This is a genomic window from Oscillibacter valericigenes (assembly GCF_021531435.1).
GTDB lineage: Bacteria > Bacillota > Clostridia > Oscillospirales > Oscillospiraceae > Oscillibacter > Oscillibacter valericigenes_B.
Genome location: NZ_JAFBIS010000001.1, coordinates 154381 through 170702 on the forward strand (window position 1 = coordinate 154381; position 16322 = coordinate 170702).

Annotated in this window: 10 protein-coding genes; 9 read left to right on the forward strand and 1 reads right to left on the reverse strand. The window is 60.9% G+C overall.

The window, feature by feature from the left end; translation table 11 throughout:
- Window positions 1–52: 52 nt before the first annotated feature.
- The gene (locus JQM68_RS00660) at window positions 53–1465 is read right to left on the reverse strand and encodes a YgeY family selenium metabolism-linked hydrolase (protein WP_235220984.1); all 1413 of its coding nucleotides are present in this window, start codon (window positions 1463–1465) and stop codon (window positions 53–55) included.
- Between the two features lie 218 nt (window positions 1466–1683).
- Between JQM68_RS00660 and JQM68_RS00665 the strand changes: the two genes are divergently transcribed.
- From JQM68_RS00665 to JQM68_RS00705, 9 genes are all read left to right on the forward strand, one after another.
- Window positions 1684–2337, forward strand: a complete 654-nt coding sequence (locus tag JQM68_RS00665) for a helix-turn-helix transcriptional regulator (protein WP_235220985.1) — start codon at window positions 1684–1686, stop codon at window positions 2335–2337.
- On the forward strand, window positions 2334–3809 hold the full coding sequence (locus tag JQM68_RS00670) for a pyridoxal-phosphate dependent enzyme (RefSeq protein WP_235220986.1): 1476 nt from the start codon (window positions 2334–2336) through the stop codon (window positions 3807–3809). The genes JQM68_RS00665 and JQM68_RS00670 overlap by 4 nt, the downstream gene beginning before the upstream one ends.
- Before the next feature lie 72 nt (window positions 3810–3881).
- Entirely contained in the window at window positions 3882–5126 is a 1245-nt protein-coding gene (locus JQM68_RS00675) for a threonine synthase (protein WP_235220987.1), read from the forward strand.
- A 229-nt stretch (window positions 5127–5355) separates the two neighbouring features.
- Window positions 5356–7143, forward strand: coding sequence for a hypothetical protein (locus tag JQM68_RS00680; RefSeq protein WP_235220988.1), 1788 nt, complete (start codon window positions 5356–5358; stop codon window positions 7141–7143).
- A 34-nt stretch (window positions 7144–7177) separates the two neighbouring features.
- A complete protein-coding gene (locus JQM68_RS00685) occupies window positions 7178–8050 on the forward strand; it encodes a hypothetical protein (protein WP_235220989.1) in 873 nt (290 codons plus the stop codon).
- Window positions 8047–10035: a HAMP domain-containing protein gene (locus tag JQM68_RS00690; protein WP_235220990.1), complete on the forward strand. Its 1989-nt coding sequence runs from the start codon at window positions 8047–8049 to the stop codon at window positions 10033–10035. The genes JQM68_RS00685 and JQM68_RS00690 overlap by 4 nt, the downstream gene beginning before the upstream one ends.
- 43 nt (window positions 10036–10078) lie before the next feature.
- Entirely contained in the window at window positions 10079–11296 is a 1218-nt protein-coding gene (locus JQM68_RS00695; protein ID WP_235220991.1) for an MORN repeat-containing protein, read from the forward strand.
- 113 nt (window positions 11297–11409) lie between these two features.
- A complete protein-coding gene (locus JQM68_RS00700; protein WP_235220992.1) occupies window positions 11410–13386 on the forward strand; it encodes a TolC family protein in 1977 nt (658 codons plus the stop codon).
- A 17-nt stretch (window positions 13387–13403) separates the two neighbouring features.
- Window positions 13404–16301, forward strand: a complete 2898-nt coding sequence (locus JQM68_RS00705) for a hypothetical protein (RefSeq protein WP_235220993.1) — start codon at window positions 13404–13406, stop codon at window positions 16299–16301.
- Window positions 16302–16322 lie beyond the last annotated feature (21 nt).

Sequence of the window (16322 nt, forward strand, 5' to 3'; positions counted from 1 at the left end):
TGCGCACACTGGTGGGGGGAATCTCAAGGGGGGACGAAGTCCCCTCTTGATTTTATTTAATGTCGTTGTTGGTCAGGCTCTGACGGAACTCGGTGACGTCGGCGGTCTTGTTTTCGGGCTTGTACAGACCGGGCACGGCGGCGTACAGGGCGGCGCAGGTGACCAGGTCCTGCTTCCAGGTGATCTCGTTGGGGGCGTGAGCCTGGGACTCGGCGCCGGGGCCGAAGCCCACGCAGGGGATGCCGTAACGACCCTGGATGGACACGCAGTTGGTGGAGAAGGTCCACTTGTCGGTCAGGGGACGGCCGTCGCGCAGGTGCATGGCGTCCTTTTTGGGATCGGCATCGGCGTGGCCGATGCGCTTGTCGCCCCACAGGGCGTGGTGGGCGTCGATGAGAGCCTGGACGTGAGCGGCGCTCTCCTTGTTGATCCAGGTGGGGAAGAAGCACTCGGTCTCATAGACGGTGCCGGTCCAGGCGGGACGGTCGTACATGTACATGCTGACCTTCACATCGTCCTTGTACTTCTGGACGGAGGGCAGGTCCTCGATCTCCTTCAGGCAGGAATCCCAGGTCTCGCCGGCGGTCATGCGGCGGTCGATGGAGATGGCGCAGCTGTCCGCCACGGCGCAGCGGGAAGGAGAGGTGTAGAAGATCTGGGAGGTGGTGCAGGTGCCCCGGCCCAGGAACTGGGCGTCTTCGTAATGCTCGGGGTTGAATTCGGGGTTCAGCATCTTCACCAGGCCCTTGACCTTGTTGGAGGGGCCGTCGCCGTTCTCGTTCAGGGCGCGGACGTCCTGGAGAATGTCGGCCATCTTGTAAATGGCGTTGTCGCCGCGCTCGGGAGCGGAGCCGTGGCAGGAGATGCCCTTCACGTCCACGCGGATCTCCATGCGGCCGCGGTGACCGCGGTAGATGCCGCCGTCGGTGGGCTCGGTGGAGATGACGAACTCGATCTTGCTGCGGGCGTCCTCGGGACCGTTGAAGTACTTGTTGACGATGTACTGCCAGCACATGCCGTCGCAGTCCTCTTCCTGGACGGAGCCGACGACCATGATCTTATAGCCCTCGGGGATGAGGCCCATGTCCTTCATGATCTTGGCGCCGTACACGGCGGAAGCCATGCCGCCCTCCTGGTCGGAGCCGCCGCGGCCGAAGATGATGTCCTCGGTCTCGTAGCCCTGGTAGGGGTCGGCTTCCCAGTTGTTGATGTTGCCGATGCCGACGGTGTCGATGTGGGAGTCGATGGCGATGATCTTGTCGCCCTCGCCCATCCAGCCGATGACGTTGCCCAGGCCGTCGATCTCGACCTTGTCGAAGCCCAGCTTCTCCATCTCGGCCTTGATGCACATGACGACTTCCTTCTCCTCACAGCTCTCGCTGGGGTGGGAGATCATGTCCCGCAGGAAACGGGACATATCGGCCTTGTAGCCCTCTGCTGCTTTCTTGATCGCTTCAAAATCCATAACGTTGCCCTCCATCATAATTATGTGATTCGGATACGCGTTTTCGTGTTGTGGGGTCCTTATCTATCCCTATCATAGCATAAGAAATCCACTTGTCAAACAAAAAATTAGAAAACCAAAAAAATTTTTTGAAAAACGGTTGATTTCTATGAAAAATATGATATGATAAGGACGATGGATTGGAATGTTTCCATAAGAAAATGCCAAAAAAGGAGGGAATGCCCACGGAAAGCGGAAAATTAGAGATGCTGCGGCAGGTGGCTGTCGGCATTGCGACCCAGTTCGGGAGCGGCTGTGAGGTGGTCATACACGATTTAAGTAAGCACCCCGACCACTCCATCGTGGCCATCGTCAATGGCCATGTGTCCGGGCGGAAGGTAGGAGATGGTGCGTCCAACGTGGTCATGGAGCAGCTGGAGACCAATGACCAGTCGCCCAAGGATCATCTTTGCTACCTGATGAAGACCCCGGACGGGAAGATTTTGAAATCCTCCACGGTATATATCCGCAACAGCAAGGGAAAGGTCTCTGCCATCCTGGCCATCAACTATGATATCTCCAAGCTGATGATCGTGGAGGATGCCGTCCGTGAGCTGATCTCCACACCGGAGCCCCAACAGGCGGAACCGGAAAAGATCGTCAACATCAATGACCTGCTGGACGACCTGATCCAGCAGTCGGTGGCGCTGGTGGGCAAGCCGGTGGCGCTGATGAACAAGGACGACAAAGTAAAAGCCATCCAGTTCCTCAACCAGAACGGCGCGTTCCTGGTGACAAAGTCCGGCGATAAGATCGCCAAATATTTCGGGATCTCCAAGTATACCTTATATTCTTATATCGATACAAAACAACAGGAGGGTAAAACGACATGATTGATCTGTCCATCAACAAGCAGGGCCTGGAACACAACATTAAAAAGGCCAAGGAAAACGGGATCATCATCCCCACCATCGCGCAGATGCAGCACCCGGAGACCATCCCCGGCAAGATCCAGGATCAGCTGAAGAACGTGGGCCTGTGGGACGTGAATCCCCTGAACCTGTTCCGCATCACCTGGAAGAACGAGCCCAAGGAGTCCGGCGGACTGTTCCAGGCGGTGCCCAACTACATCGAGCTGCCTCCCGAACTCACCGGCGTGCCCTGCCGCATCGTCGCCATGGTGGGCAAGTGGTTCCCCACCGGCTGCCACAAGGTGGGCGCCTCCTTTGGCTGCCTGGCTCCCCGGCTGGTGACCGGCCAGTTCGACGTCGACAAGCACAAGGCCGTCTGGCCCTCCACCGGCAACTACTGCCGCGGCGGCGCCTTCAACTCCCGGCTGCTGGGCGCCCAGGGCGTGGCCATTCTGCCCGCCGAGATGAGCCAGGAGCGGTTTGACTGGCTCCATGAGATCGGTGCGGAGGTCATCGCTACCCCCGGCTGCGAGTCCAACGTCAAGGAGATCTTCGACAAGACCAACGAGCTCAAGCAGGACCCCCAGTACATGATCTTCAACCAGTTCGAGGAGATGGGCAACCCCCTGTGGCACTATAACGTCACCGGTAACGCCCTGGCGGACGTGTTCGAGGCCATCAAGCGGCCCGGCGACAAGTTCGCGGGTGCCTGCTTCACCTCCGGCTCCGCCGGCACCATGTCCACCGGCGACCGCCTGAAGGAGCTGTATCCCCACCTGAAGCTGGGCGTGGGCGAGGCCCTGCAGTGCCCCACCATCCTGAATAACGGCTTCGGCGGCCACCGCATCGAGGGCATCGGCGACAAGCACATCCCCTGGATCCACAATGTGAAGAACACCGACATGGCCATCGCCATCGACGATGAGGACTCCCAGCGGCTGCTGCGGCTGTTCAACACCCCCGAGGGTCAGGATTACCTGCTGAACACCCTGAAGCTGGACCCCGTCCTGGTGGAGAAGCTGACCTGGCTGGGCATCTCCGGTATCGCCAACGTGCTGTGCTGCATCAAGATGGCCAAGTACTACGAGTTCACCGAGCATGACGTCATCGGCACCGTCCTGACCGACTCCGCCGTCATGTACGGCAGCCGCATCGCCGAGCTGAACGAGATGCACGGCGCTTACAGCGTGAAGGATGCTGAGCTGGACCACAACCTGCACATGCTGGGCCTCAAGACCGACAACCTGATGGAGCTGACCTACGCCGACCGCAAGCGGGTCCACAACCTGAAGTATTACACCTGGGTGGAGCAGCAGGGCAAGGATATGCACGACCTGAACGCCCTGTGGTACGACACCGAGGGCACCTGGGACGCCGTCCACGCACAGGCTAAGGACCTGGATGAGCTCATCAATGCCTTCAACGAGGAGACCGGCCTGCTGAAGAACCTGTAAGGGGAAACTACATTACATAGACCAAGGGGCGGGCGGCTCGCCCGCCCCTTGCTTCTTTTGGGAGGAGACAGCATGAAAAACGTGTTATACGGCAAGTGCGTCAAGTGCGGCAAGACCTACGAGGCCACGCCGGACCTGACTACCTGCGAGTGCGGCGGTATTCTGGATATTACCTATGATTACGACTACATCAAGACCCAGCTGACGAAAGAGAAGCTGGCGGCCCGGCAGGAGCGGACCATGTGGCGCTATCGGGAACTGCTGCCCATCGAGGAGACCACCGAGCCCACGCCCCTGCGGGTGGGCTGGTCCCCGCTGTATGAGGAGCCGCGCCTTGCGGAGAAACTGGGCCTGAAACGCCTGTGGGTGAAGGACGACGGCCAGAATCCCACCGCGTCCCTGAAGGACCGGGCCTCCGCTATGGCGGTGGCAAAGGCGAGAGAGGCGGGGGCGAAAGTGATTGCCTGTTCCTCCACCGGCAATGCCGCGTCGTCTCTGGCGGGCAACGCCGCCGCCGCGGGGCTGAAAACCTATATCTTTGTCCCCAGCCGCGCCCCCAAGGGCAAGGTGGCCCAGCTGATGACCTTCGGCGCCACCGTCATCTCTGTCCAGGGCAGCTATGAGGACACCTTTGAGCTTTCCAAGCAGGCCATCGACAAGTGGGGCTGGTATAACCGCAACGCCGCCATCAATCCCTACCTGTCCGAGGGCAAAAAGACCGTCTCCCTGGAGATCATGGAGCAGCTGAACTGGGAGGTTCCCGACTACATCGCTATCTCCGTGGGTGACGGCTGCACCATCGCGGGCCTGTGGAAGGGCCTGAAGGACCTGTACGCCATCGGCTTCATCGACAAGCTGCCCCGGCTGATCTCCGCCCAGGCGGAGGGCTGCTGCCCTCTGAACCGGGCCATTGCCACGGGTGAGGACTGGTATCCCATGGAGGAGAACACGTTGGCCGATTCTATCGCCGTGGGCGTGCCCCGGAACGCAGACAAGGCCCTGATGGCCATTCGGGAGAGCAATGGCCTGGTGGTGAATGTCTCCGACGAGGAGATCATGGCGGCCCAGAAGCTGCTGGGTATGACCTGCGGCGTATTCGGCGAGCCGGCGGGCGTCACCGGCACAGCAGGCGTGAAGAAGCTGTGCGAGCAGGGCGTCATCGGGAAGAACGACACTGTGGTTAGCGTGGTGACGGGCAACGGATTGAAGGATGTCGCCAACGCCATCAAAGCCTGCGGCGAGCCCATCTCCATCCCCAGCAACATGGACCTGCTGCTGAAAGCCTTTGATGAAAAGGGCATCGATGTGGAAGCATAAAACGAACAGGATATGAAGCCGGCGGCTGACAAATGTCAGCCGCCGGCTGTTTTTTGGCGGGCTGGGAGAAGCCGGAGAGGGGGAAGGCGATTTTTTAAGAAACCTTTAGGAAAAAAACAGCGAAGGATGGTATAATATTGTCAAAAAGGAACGATTTGAAAGCGCGGTACGCCGCCTTTCCCATATGACCGCGGGCCAAGGCCGGCGATGATGTAAGGATGGTGCTTTTATGGAAAACAACCAGCTGCTGCCCTTTGAGCGTAATCGCTATTATGTTGGAAAACTGCTGACCTCCGCCGATTTTCAGGCGGAACAGACCTACAACAATCATAAGCGCCGTTTCCTCAACGAGATGATGTTCGGCAGCGGCATCGTCTGCGGCCTGGGCGTGTACAGCCTGGACGACCTCTCCATCATGGTAGATTCCGGTGTGGCCGTGGACGGCTGCGGCCGGGAGATCGCCGTGGAGAGCCCGGTGGTGCGGAAGCTGTCGGCGGTGGAGGGCTTCGAGAGATTGGAGACGGAGCGGGCCACCCTGTGCCTGCGGTATCAGGAGGAGGACGTCCACCCGGTCTATACCGTCCGGGGCCAGGAGAGCGGAGAGAGCTACGAGTGCAACCGCGTCCGGGAGGGCTGGCAGCTCGTCCTGCGGGACAGCGAGTCCCTGCCGCCGGTCTGTCCTCCGGAGCCGGAGTTCCTGGCGACGGCGGTGCTGTACGAGGATGAAGATTACGCCGTCACCTGTGTCATGCCGGCCCAGAGTCCCTGCGGCGCGACGGTGCGGCTGGAGGTCACGGTCCGCCGCCTGCGGGACACCGCGGAGCCCCTGACGCTGAAAGCCGCCGTGCAGACGCCGGCGTTTACCGATGAAAACGGCAGCCATGAGCTGCTCCTGGAGCTGCTGGACCTCTGCCCGGAGGGAGAGGCCACCATATCCCGGCATCTCAGAGCCCAATCCGTTCCGGCGCCGGAATCCGTGCTGCTGGCGGACAGCCAGAGCATCCAGGTCCGGGTGGGCGGAGACGAGCGGTCTGCCGGGGAGAATTTCATGCTGCGGGTGACCGTGGTGGAGGCGACCGCGGCGCAGATCGTGGACTATGCGGCATCGTCCGCCAGCCTGGAGATGCGCAGCGCCGCCAGCGGCCAGGAATTCGTGCCCCTGGCGGAGATCTCCCTTCAGCGTACCCGCAACGCCTATCTGATCGAAGAGATCCGCACCACCGGTGTGCGGCAGTACATACGGACGGCGGCCACCGACGCCCTGCGGCAGGAGCTGGAGGGCTGGTTCCGACCCGCTTCCGCCGTGTCCGCCGACAGCCCGGCGGCCCGGAGCGCGGTACCGCCGGCGGAGTGCCGGGCGGAGCCCATCTACGCCACCGGCGTCTGTGAGATCCCCCTGGGCACCAATATGCGCCGGGGCCAGGTGGCGTATTCCGATGAGATCGTTCATGGCCTTGGGGCGGGGACGGTGTTCGTGTCCGTGGGCGCGGAGTATCTTGCGGATGACCCGAAGCTGGGGACCGCCGCCCGCAACACCATATACGGCAACGTGGACCTGTTCCCCCAGGAACAGGCGCCCACGGTGGCCGCTGAGACGGCTGTGAAGGTGATGAACGACCGGGGCAGCTTTGTGGTGGCGGCAAGGCTTCTGGAGGACAGCACCCAGGTGGTGCTCCCCCTGCGCTGGGTGGCGGTATCCCTGCCCGGCAGCGGCGAGGAGAGCAAGATCCAGAAGCTGTCCGGCAAGAGCATCGCGGCGGTACAGCCCACCGTGGTGATGGCCGCCCGGGAGAGCCATTTCTTCAACGTGCGCTTCAACAACATGGAGCCCTGCACACTGACCTACGAGCTGACGGAGAAGGACTCCGGTGAGATCACCTCCGACGGCATTTACACCGCTCCCGGACGGGAGGGCGTCTTTGAGATCCGCATCTCCTGCGCGGAGCTGCCGTTGATCTCCACCTACGCGTACGCGGTGGTGAAAAAGCGGGACGCCCGGGAAGACGAGAAAGCATAACCGGCTGAAAAACTGACAGGGAAGGAGGCAGGACATGGTTTACTACGCCCAGGGTATGGAACTGGAAGTGGTCTCCCAGGCATTCCACGGCAGCGTCAACGATGTGGCCGTGTGCCGGGACCGGCTGTCTGCCTCCGGTACGCTCTACACGCTGCTGGCGGTCCACGACCGGGAATGCGCCCGCAAAATGCTGATGGTCATGGAGGACAGCCAGCGAACAGGAGAAGCTTCCTGCCTGCTGTGCTTTTCTCAGAACGAGACGATGCTGTTTTTGTTCCCTTACCGGGAGGAGCGGAAGTTTTCCGCCTTTGCGCCTGGGCAGGTGACCAGTCCGGAGGCGGGAGAGGCCATCTGCATCAATCTGGTGATGGAGTGCCTGTCCACCAGCCTGCCGTGGCCGCTGCTGTACCTGGTACTGGAGCAGGACTGTGTGCAGATCGCCAAGGACAACACGGTCTATTTCACTATGATCCTGGATCTGAAAGACCTGGAGCCGGCCCGCACGGAGCGGAACTGTGTTTCCAGCTGCGCCCGGCTGCTGCTGGATCTGCTGGCGGGCCCGGCGGCGGGCGGCAGACGCCGCAAAAAGCTGAAGAGCTTTGAACTGATCCGGAAAAAAACGGGGAAGAACGCCTATACCGGCTTCCCGGAGCTGTATCAGGATATTAAGGTGACGGCCCTGACGAGGGTGAAGCCCTCCCTGAAAAGCACGTTCCGCGTTTTCTGGCAGAACAACCGGGACCGGCTGTTCCGGCTCCTGCTGGTGCTCTGCATCCTGCTGGCGATTGCCGCGGTGGTGATCCTGGTCTCCCAGCTGATCTTCGGCGATGTACCGCTGCTGCGGCTTTTCCGCCACACCTTTGATGTGATCGGGACGGAAAATCTTCACCAGGGAGGACGCTCATGAAAAGAATGACGATCCTGCTGGCTTTGCTGCTGGCAGGCATGCTGGCAGTCGCGGGCGCGATGCCCTGGGGACTGCCGAATACCGAAGACCTGGTGCCCGGTCCCGCGGAGCGGGAGGACGGCGCGGTTTTAGCGGCGGAGAACCGCTGGTTCACCTCCCGCGTCTACACCCTGCGGGAGGGACGCGTCGCTGAACTCTATGAGGAGAGCCGCATCCGGGGCGGCGAGGAAAGCCGCATCGTCCGGGCGGCGGCCCTTGGAGACGGAGCCTGCTTCATCCGCATTCTGGGCGATGGAGCGGACTGGGAGCTGGTGAAGCTGGAAAACGGCAAAGCGGAGCTGCTTCACAGGGATACGTTTGAGGATGAAGTGACGGTCACAGGCCTGCGGGTCCGGGGAGATTCTTACTGGATCACGGCCGTGGGCGCAAACAAAGCTATTTTTATCTATGAATACACGGCGGCGGACGGCGCCGGGCTGCGGATGATCCTGCCGGCCTGGTGGCTGCGGGAGACAGTGACCGCGGAATATGACGGCGAAACCGTTCGGGCCACCACCGCCTATGGCGACACCTGCTTCCTGACAATGGACGGACAATGCACCTATTCTCCCGACGCGGCGGAGGCCCCGCTGCCTTCAGTCAGCGCGAAGGGTGGCGGATGGCTGCTGTGCAGGAGAGCGGTGCTGCTGGCCGCGCTGGTGCTGTGGCTGCTGATCGCCGTGGTACTGCTGGCAGCCGGCGCCATCAGCCGCCGGGCTGACCGGCTGGCAAACCGGCTGACGGCGGTAGGAGGCGCGGCGCTGCTGCTGGCCCTGCTGACGTCGGCGGGCACGGTGTTCTGTGTGGTACGTTTCACCGGCGGCCTGCTGGCATCCTGGCGGGCCGGGCGGATGGCGTTACTGGCCGCACTCATCATTTGGCTGCTGGCGCTGGCGGCGCTGCGGATCGCCGCGGGCCGCATTACCCGGCCGGTGGCTGCCCTGAAGCGGCAGATGGACCGCGTGTCGGACGGGGACATGACCCCTCAGGAGCCTGCCGCCGGAAAAGACGAGCTGTGCCGGATGGACCATTCCCTGCAGATGATGTGCATGAACCTCTCCGTGTGGCGCTATGAGTCAGCCGGCACGATCCAGTCCTATAAACGTTTTGTGCCTGAAAAAATGGCGGAGCTGCTGGAGCGGCCCGTGGCGGAGGAGATCCAGCTGGGCGACAGCCGCCGTATGGTGGGCAATGTGGGCGTGTTCTCGGTGGGGAACCGGGCAGAGGCCCGGAATACGCTGGAGGACGCCGCGTTTGTGGACTTTATCAACCACAGCTTCGGCATTTTCCACGACTGCGTTGAGGAAAATCACGGCTGGATGCTCTCCAGCGGGCTGCGCCTCTCCGCTATGGAGGCCCTGTTCCCGGATTCTCCGGCGGACGGCGTCCGGGCCGGACTGGACTTCCTGGGGAAGCTCCGGGTGCGGACAGCGGAGGACATTCCGGAGCCGAGAGCCTGCCTGATCTTACATAAGGCATCCTTCCTGTACGGCATCGCCGGCCAGGAGGAGCGGCTGTTCCCCTATCTTTCTTCCTCTGAACTGGAATTTTTGGGCGGCTTTACCCAGCAGTTCGACGAGGCCGGTGTGCGTATCGTGGCCACGGAAGCTTACTGGAAGCAGCTGGAGGGCTGCGGCTTCACGGGACGCTACATCGGTTTCGTGTCCGCGGGCGAGCGGAGCGGAGCCTACAAGCTCTATGAGGTGCTGGACGCCTATCCGGGACTGGAACGGGAACTGCGGCGGGGCTACGACCAGCGGTTCCAGGAGGCCATCAATCTGTTCTATCACAACGATTTCTATCTGGCCCGCAATGTGTTTTCCTCTTTGCTGCGGGCCTGTCCGGGCGACGGTATCGCCCGCTGGTACCTGTTCGCCTGTGAGCACTTTTTCAATCAGGAAGGCAACGCAGAGCCTGATTACAGCCTTTTTGGGATCGAGGCTTGACAAAACCGGCACCCCGTGACCGGGGGCCTGGGAGGTGAGGAACGTGAAAAATCTGCTGAATATGCTGTTCTCGGCGGCCAGAGCCAAGATCATGCCGCTGTGGATCAAGCTGCGGATGTGGACCTCTCCGGCGTTCCTCCGCTCTAAGGTCCTGATCAAGGTTCGGGAGTTCTTCTCAAAGCTGGTGGATGTCCGGCCCCGGGACAAGCGGGACTACTATCCCATCTTCCGCTGGCTGGTCAGCAAGCGGTTAGCATTTGCGCTGGTCGTGGCGCTGGGACTTGTGTCAGTGCTGTACATAACCAAAATGCTGCCGGATAATTTCACGAAAGACAGTGGGGGAATTCCCACCTACAAGTATCGGGCTGTCCCGCTGAAATTCCACACGGGCACGGTGAACATCCTGGCGAAAGACGGACATGTCGCCTACACCGGCGAGGTGGACGGCGGCGCGGCCTCCGGCCAGGGAACGCTGTATGCCGCCGACGGCAGCACCGTCTATGAGGGGCAGTTTGAAAACAGTATGTACAACGGCGAGGGGACCCTGTATTACCCCAACGGCGGCCCGAAATACGTGGGGAGCTTCACCGACAACGAGTACAACGGCACCGGCAGCAGTTACCGGCCCAACGGCGTGCTGGAATACAGCGGCGACTATGTGGCCGGCGTCCGCACCGGAAGCGGCACGCTGTACAACAGCGTGGGGAGCAAGGTGTTCCAGGGCGGTTTCCTGGGCGGAGAGATCGTCTATCACGACTTCCTGACCCGGCCAACCAGTGAAGTACCGGAACTTTACAGCGGCGAGACGGCAGTGTATCAGAGCAATGAAGAGTATTGCGTTACCATGCCGGAGATCGACGCGGTGTACGCCGTGAAGGACGGGAGCAACACCCTGGAAAACGAGTGGACCGTGGACCGGGTGTATGTGCTGCACAGCAGCGTGCCCCTGGAGAGCGGCACCTGCACCACTCTCCGCCAGCTGATGGCCTCCATGGGCGAGCCGCTGTATTTCGGCACCGCCTGGGTGGACCTGCCGGAGGCGGTGGCCTGGGACCTGGCGGCAGAGGAACAGCCGGACCGCATGAGTCCGGTACGGATCGAATCCACCGCCAGCTTTGAGAATGTGTTTTCCGTCTCGGATTATGACCGGGATTTCCAGATGTACCTGTATACGTTCGAGCAGAACGGACTGCTGTATACCTTCTATTTCACGGGCGCGGGTGAGTCCGAGTTCGTGATGTACGCCATTGAAAAAGCCTGAGAAAGGCATGGAACCGGGAAAGGGGGCGGGGGCCTATCCGACGCGAAACGATCAAACGGCAGCTGATCCGGCTGAGCGCGCTGCTGCTGTGCGCCGCGCTGGTGGGGCCCACCATGACCGCGGATACCCAGGCGGCCCTGAATTCCCGCACCTTCAGTCTGGAGCAGGCGCAGCGCATGGCTATCAGCTCCAGCAGCGACATCAGCAAGCAGAACAACCAGATCATTTTGAAGCAGATGAAGTATGTGGAGGCTGTGGAAGGTATCCGGGCCAAGGTGAAGAACCTGCGCAGCTTCCGGTGGAGCCCGCTGCTGAGCTTCAAATTCCCCCAGCAGCTGGATTTGACCGAAGAGTACGATTTGAATGTGAAGCCGCTGACCATCCAGACGGAGATCGACACGCTGAGACATGGTCTGGATGATTTGAAATATGAGATCACCCACAAAGCCAACCAGCAGTATTTTGAGGTCTACCTGCTGCAGGAGACCACAGCGTTTACCCAGGACCGTCTGGATGACGCAAAGACACAGCTGGAGCGGAACCAGGCGGGCCTGCGCACTGGAAAGGCCACCCAGAGCGATGTGGATAGGGCGCAAAAGTCGGTGGATACGCTGGCGAAAAGCTTGTCCACACAGCTTCGTGAGTTTGAGAACGCCAAGACGAAGCTCTCCGAGCTGATAGGCGTGGACGTCACCGTGGGATATACCTTCGCAAACCCCTTTAAAACGGCCTCCATCCCCCGTGAACAGCTGGAGAACCTGATCCAGTACACCCTGGACCATGACCAGTCCTTCTACGAGGCGAAGGCTGCCACCTCCACGGCAAAATTGAACGTGGAATCCTATGAGAGCCTGATGCGCAGCGAATACGGTTCCAAAATGAACATCATCCAGAACTACATCAACATGGCGAAGCAGGGGATGGATGTGGACTACGGCGCGTTCCAGCTCAAGTACAAGGAGATGCTGGCGGCGCTGGACAAGCCCTGGAACGGCAAGATCCGCATTCTGTTTTTCAGCTTTACCAAGGAGTGGTTCAAGGGCGAGATCGACGGCACCCGGTATATAGAGGACGAGATGTACGCCGTGTACACCGCCTGTATGGAATACGGAAACGCCAAAAAAGACCAGGACGCTCTGGAAAAGGACCTGCGGAGCCAGGTGCGGGACACCTATGAAAATGTCGTCACCGGCTGGAACACCTATGAGACGCTGCAAAGTTTGGCATCTGAATCCAGGGAGACGCTGGACCGGCTGCTGGTGCTGAACCGGATGGGAAAAGCCACCTACACCGAGGTGGCCGACCAGCAGGAGGCCTATCAGGTGGCCCAGCAGGATGCGCTGGACGCGCTGAAGGAGTATAACGTGACCCTGAGCGAGTTCGACCGGCTGACCTGCGGCGCCGTGACGAAGTACCTGAAGGGCACCGGCATGGGGCTGGACACCGGCGAGGGCGGCGACGCCTACGCGATCCTGGACCCCATCAACGACCCCTACTATTACATTTACACCAGTGTGGCGGACCTGACGTTTTACATCGGCGTCAGCATCCCCGACGGCTTTGAGCCGGCGATCGACAGTTTTGAGGTGTGGTACGCCGGGACCCAGATCGGGGAGCGGACCCAGGTGGGAACGGAGCTGCGGCACCTGACGCTGGACTATCAGGATACCAGCGAGCTGACCATCCGCCTGTACAACGGCGATACCTATGTGGACGAGTGCACGGTGGACGCCTCCGTTCCCCGGGACGTGCTGGACATCCAGCGGCAGGAGACGGAGACAGAGACGGAGCGGGTCATCGGCAGCTACGCGGTGACTACCACCATGGAGGGCGGCGTTTCCGTATCGGAGCTGAAGCTGACCGTCAACGCGGCGGAGAATGCTTCGACCTATACGCTGACCTATGGCGACCAGGGCATCTACACCACGGAACAGCGCCCGGTCACGGAGTCCTTCACCTATTTGACGCTGCTGATCGCCAGCCTGGAGGATGTGACCGCCAAGCTGTACGACAGCGGCGGCGGGGAACTGATGGACATTCGGTTTGACACATCCACCCAGGAACTGGTGACTACCGTTTCCGGGACATGAGAAAGGAGGGACCGGCCATGGAGAAAAAACTGCATATGCGCCGCTGGCTCACCGTCTTGACGGTGGTGCTCCTGGCGGGGTCCCTGATACTGGGGACGCTGTACGCCCAGGGCTTTTGGGACGAGAGCCGGGCCGTCCACATCAAGGCGCGGGACATCGAGTCCTCCACCCTGGCCATCGGCACCCATTTGATTCACCTCTCCGCTCTGACGGACAGCATCTATGAGATCGCGGAAAAGTCGGCGGAGGAATCCGGTCAGAACCAGATCTACTACAAGTCCGAATTGGGTGGTGATACTTGGTTCAATATCTCCTCCGCAACCTCTCTGGCGGACATCACCACCTCCGGTGCTCCTGTTACGGATGAGGAAATTGAGGCACTGTACTTTACCCACCACACCAAGTCCGACAAGATCACCTATGACCTGCGGACGGGAGAAGCGGTGAACATCTTCGATATCCGGGACCCCTATGATCTGGAGTCTTTGGAGGAACTGTCACCCCTGAAGATGCAGTATGACCAGATACGGGAGACCAAAGGGGAAAACATTGTAACGAAGCGGATCGATGAGATCTGGAAGACGCCGGTCAGCGGTGAGGATGCCCCGGAGACCATTCAGAAAGCGGATGAAAGACTGTCGGGTCTGCAGGCGTATTTGAACGTGCTGAAGGAAAACGGAGCAGACTCCCGGGAGATCGACAAAGTCTCAGGCGTGATGGAGGCGGTGGACGCTGCCCGGCGTTATGAGGTATTCACTGCTCTGGAGCCGCAGCTGGCCAGCTTATTGGATGAGATCAGCAAGGAAAAACTGATTTTCACCACCATCAACGACGAGGGGCAGGAAGAGAGAAAGGTGGAGGAGCTGAAGGAGAGCGAGCCGGAGGTGATGAGCGCCGTGGCGGAGAGCCTGGGCAATATACAGGATGCACTCATCACATACGGCGGCAAGATGCTCGGCGAGGGCACCACGGTGATGAGCCAGGCGGAATACGAGTTTTCCAACGCCCTCATCAGCCATGTGGAAAACGATGACCACGCCTCCTGCGACACCGATGTACAGAACCTGCTGCTGCTTGACAACATCATGAACGACATCATCTCCGACCGGCCCCGGGAGCTGGCGCTGCTGGAGAACACGCTGCTGCCCAAGGCAGGTTCCGCCTACCTGAAAGCATTGAGCCAGGGCGAGAGCGCGGAATACCGGGCGGAGGTGGCAAAGCAATCCTCCCAGGCGATTTTGAACCGCCTCATCAGCGAGAACGAGGGCGAAGTGAACACCCGGCGGGGGGAACTGGAGTTCCTCATTGAAGCCAAGTGCAGCCGCATCGACGCTTCCAGCGGCATGACCTTTATCGACCATCGGCTGGAGCTGACGAACAGCAGCTATGCCTCCGCCATCCCGCAGGATGCTTTCGCGGAGACCAGCCAGGCTTCCGTGGATTCCCACATTGCATTCCTGACGCAAAAGCGCCGGGAGCTGGAACTGGCTACCGGCGGCAACGCCATGGATGAGTTGACCGCCAAGAAAGAGGATTTGCAGACCCAGCGGCTGTCGGCACTGGACAAGAATGACCTGGCCGGCGCCAAGGCGCTGGAGCAGCAGATCGCCGCTGTGGAAGAAGAAATTCGTGCCATAGAAGCCGAGGCTGCCGCGCAGATCTCCCAGACCCGGGATAAAATCAAAGACCTGGAGGCACAGGTGGCCGCGGACCCGGAGAACACGGACCTGAAAAACCAGCTGAGCGCTGCCAAGGCGGAGCTTTCCAACCTGGAAAACAGCCTGTCCGACGGTTCTTTGGGCGCTATGGTGGCCCAGTTGAAGAAGGATGCGCTGGACGGTATTTCGGATGGCGGAACAGAGGGTATGGAGACAGCCTCCGATGCGGTGGACGCCCTGTCCGGCCTTTTGGCGACGGACCCGAAGTTGGTGCTTCCGGCCATGCAGGAGATCTACAACAAGCTGCTGCTGGGCGACGGCGACCAGGGCCTCATTGATTCCATTGAGCAGGCTATTCTGGAAAATCCCAATGCCCTGCGGGATGAATTGACCGCATCTCAGCTGAAGGAGATCGCCAGGGAATATCTGGCGGAAAACGGCAGCGGGACTGGTACAGGCACCGGAAGCGGTACAGGCAGCGGAACCGGGACAGGTACAGGAACTGGTACGGGTACAGGAACTGGTACAGGCGCCGGAAGCGGCACGGGTACAGGAACCGTAACAGGAACCGGCACAGGTACCGGCACAGGAACCGGCACAGGTACCGGCACAGGAACCGGCACAGGTACCGGCACAGGTACCGGCACAGGTACCGGCACAGGTACCGGCACAGGTACCGGCACAGGTACCGGAACTGGTACAGGAACCGGGAGCGGCACCGGAAGCGGCGGAACATCGCTGCTGGGCACCGGGGGCATCACCCGGGCGGCAGCCAGTGACGCGCTGATCGAGCTGGTGGCCCTGCAGCTGTACTGCGACGAGACCGGCAGCCGGGCAGCCTCGCAGCGGTTTGCTTCCGTGGCCCAGGAGCAGAAGAACCTGGGCAATCCCATGGTGTTCCAGCGGGTGCAGGACAGCACCGGCGAATACGTGCCGCTGTCGGCCATCCAAGCTTTGACAGGCCGCCGGTATGTCTGGAACAAAAACGCGTCTCTGGGCGTGCTGGCCCGGGGCAGCGATTACTATGGCTTTACCGTCTATTCCACCAAGGTCCTGCGGGACCGGGATGGGGAAAAGACGGAGGAGATGACCCGGAGCGCCCGCTATCAATCGGGCGTCCACATCCCGGAGGAATACGCCTACGACCAGTTCGGCGTACAGGCGCTGTACCTCACCGGGACCTCACTGGGCTGCGCCTGTGACGACGCGGTGCTGGCAAAGGCGCAGGAGCTGTTCGCGCAGTTCCTGGCGGCCTGAGGCCGGGGCAGAGAAAGGAGT

Excerpts from the sequence above, each read along its gene's own strand:
- JQM68_RS00705 (WP_235220993.1), top strand. The coding sequence starts at position 13,404 with ATGGAGAAAAAACTGCATATGCGCCGCTGGCTCACCGTCTTGACGGTG.
- JQM68_RS00690 (WP_235220990.1), top strand. The coding sequence starts at position 8,047 with ATGAAAAGAATGACGATCCTGCTGGCTTTGCTGCTGGCAGGCATGCTG.
- JQM68_RS00685 (WP_235220989.1), top strand. The coding sequence starts at position 7,178 with ATGGTTTACTACGCCCAGGGTATGGAACTGGAAGTGGTCTCCCAGGCA.
- JQM68_RS00680 (WP_235220988.1), top strand. The coding sequence starts at position 5,356 with ATGGAAAACAACCAGCTGCTGCCCTTTGAGCGTAATCGCTATTATGTT.
- JQM68_RS00700 (WP_235220992.1), top strand. The coding sequence starts at position 11,410 with ATGACCGCGGATACCCAGGCGGCCCTGAATTCCCGCACCTTCAGTCTG.
- JQM68_RS00675 (WP_235220987.1), top strand. The coding sequence starts at position 3,882 with ATGAAAAACGTGTTATACGGCAAGTGCGTCAAGTGCGGCAAGACCTAC.
- JQM68_RS00660 (WP_235220984.1), bottom strand. The coding sequence starts at position 1,465 with ATGGATTTTGAAGCGATCAAGAAAGCAGCAGAGGGCTACAAGGCCGAT.
- JQM68_RS00670 (WP_235220986.1), top strand. The coding sequence starts at position 2,334 with ATGATTGATCTGTCCATCAACAAGCAGGGCCTGGAACACAACATTAAA.
- JQM68_RS00665 (WP_235220985.1), top strand. The coding sequence starts at position 1,684 with ATGCCCACGGAAAGCGGAAAATTAGAGATGCTGCGGCAGGTGGCTGTC.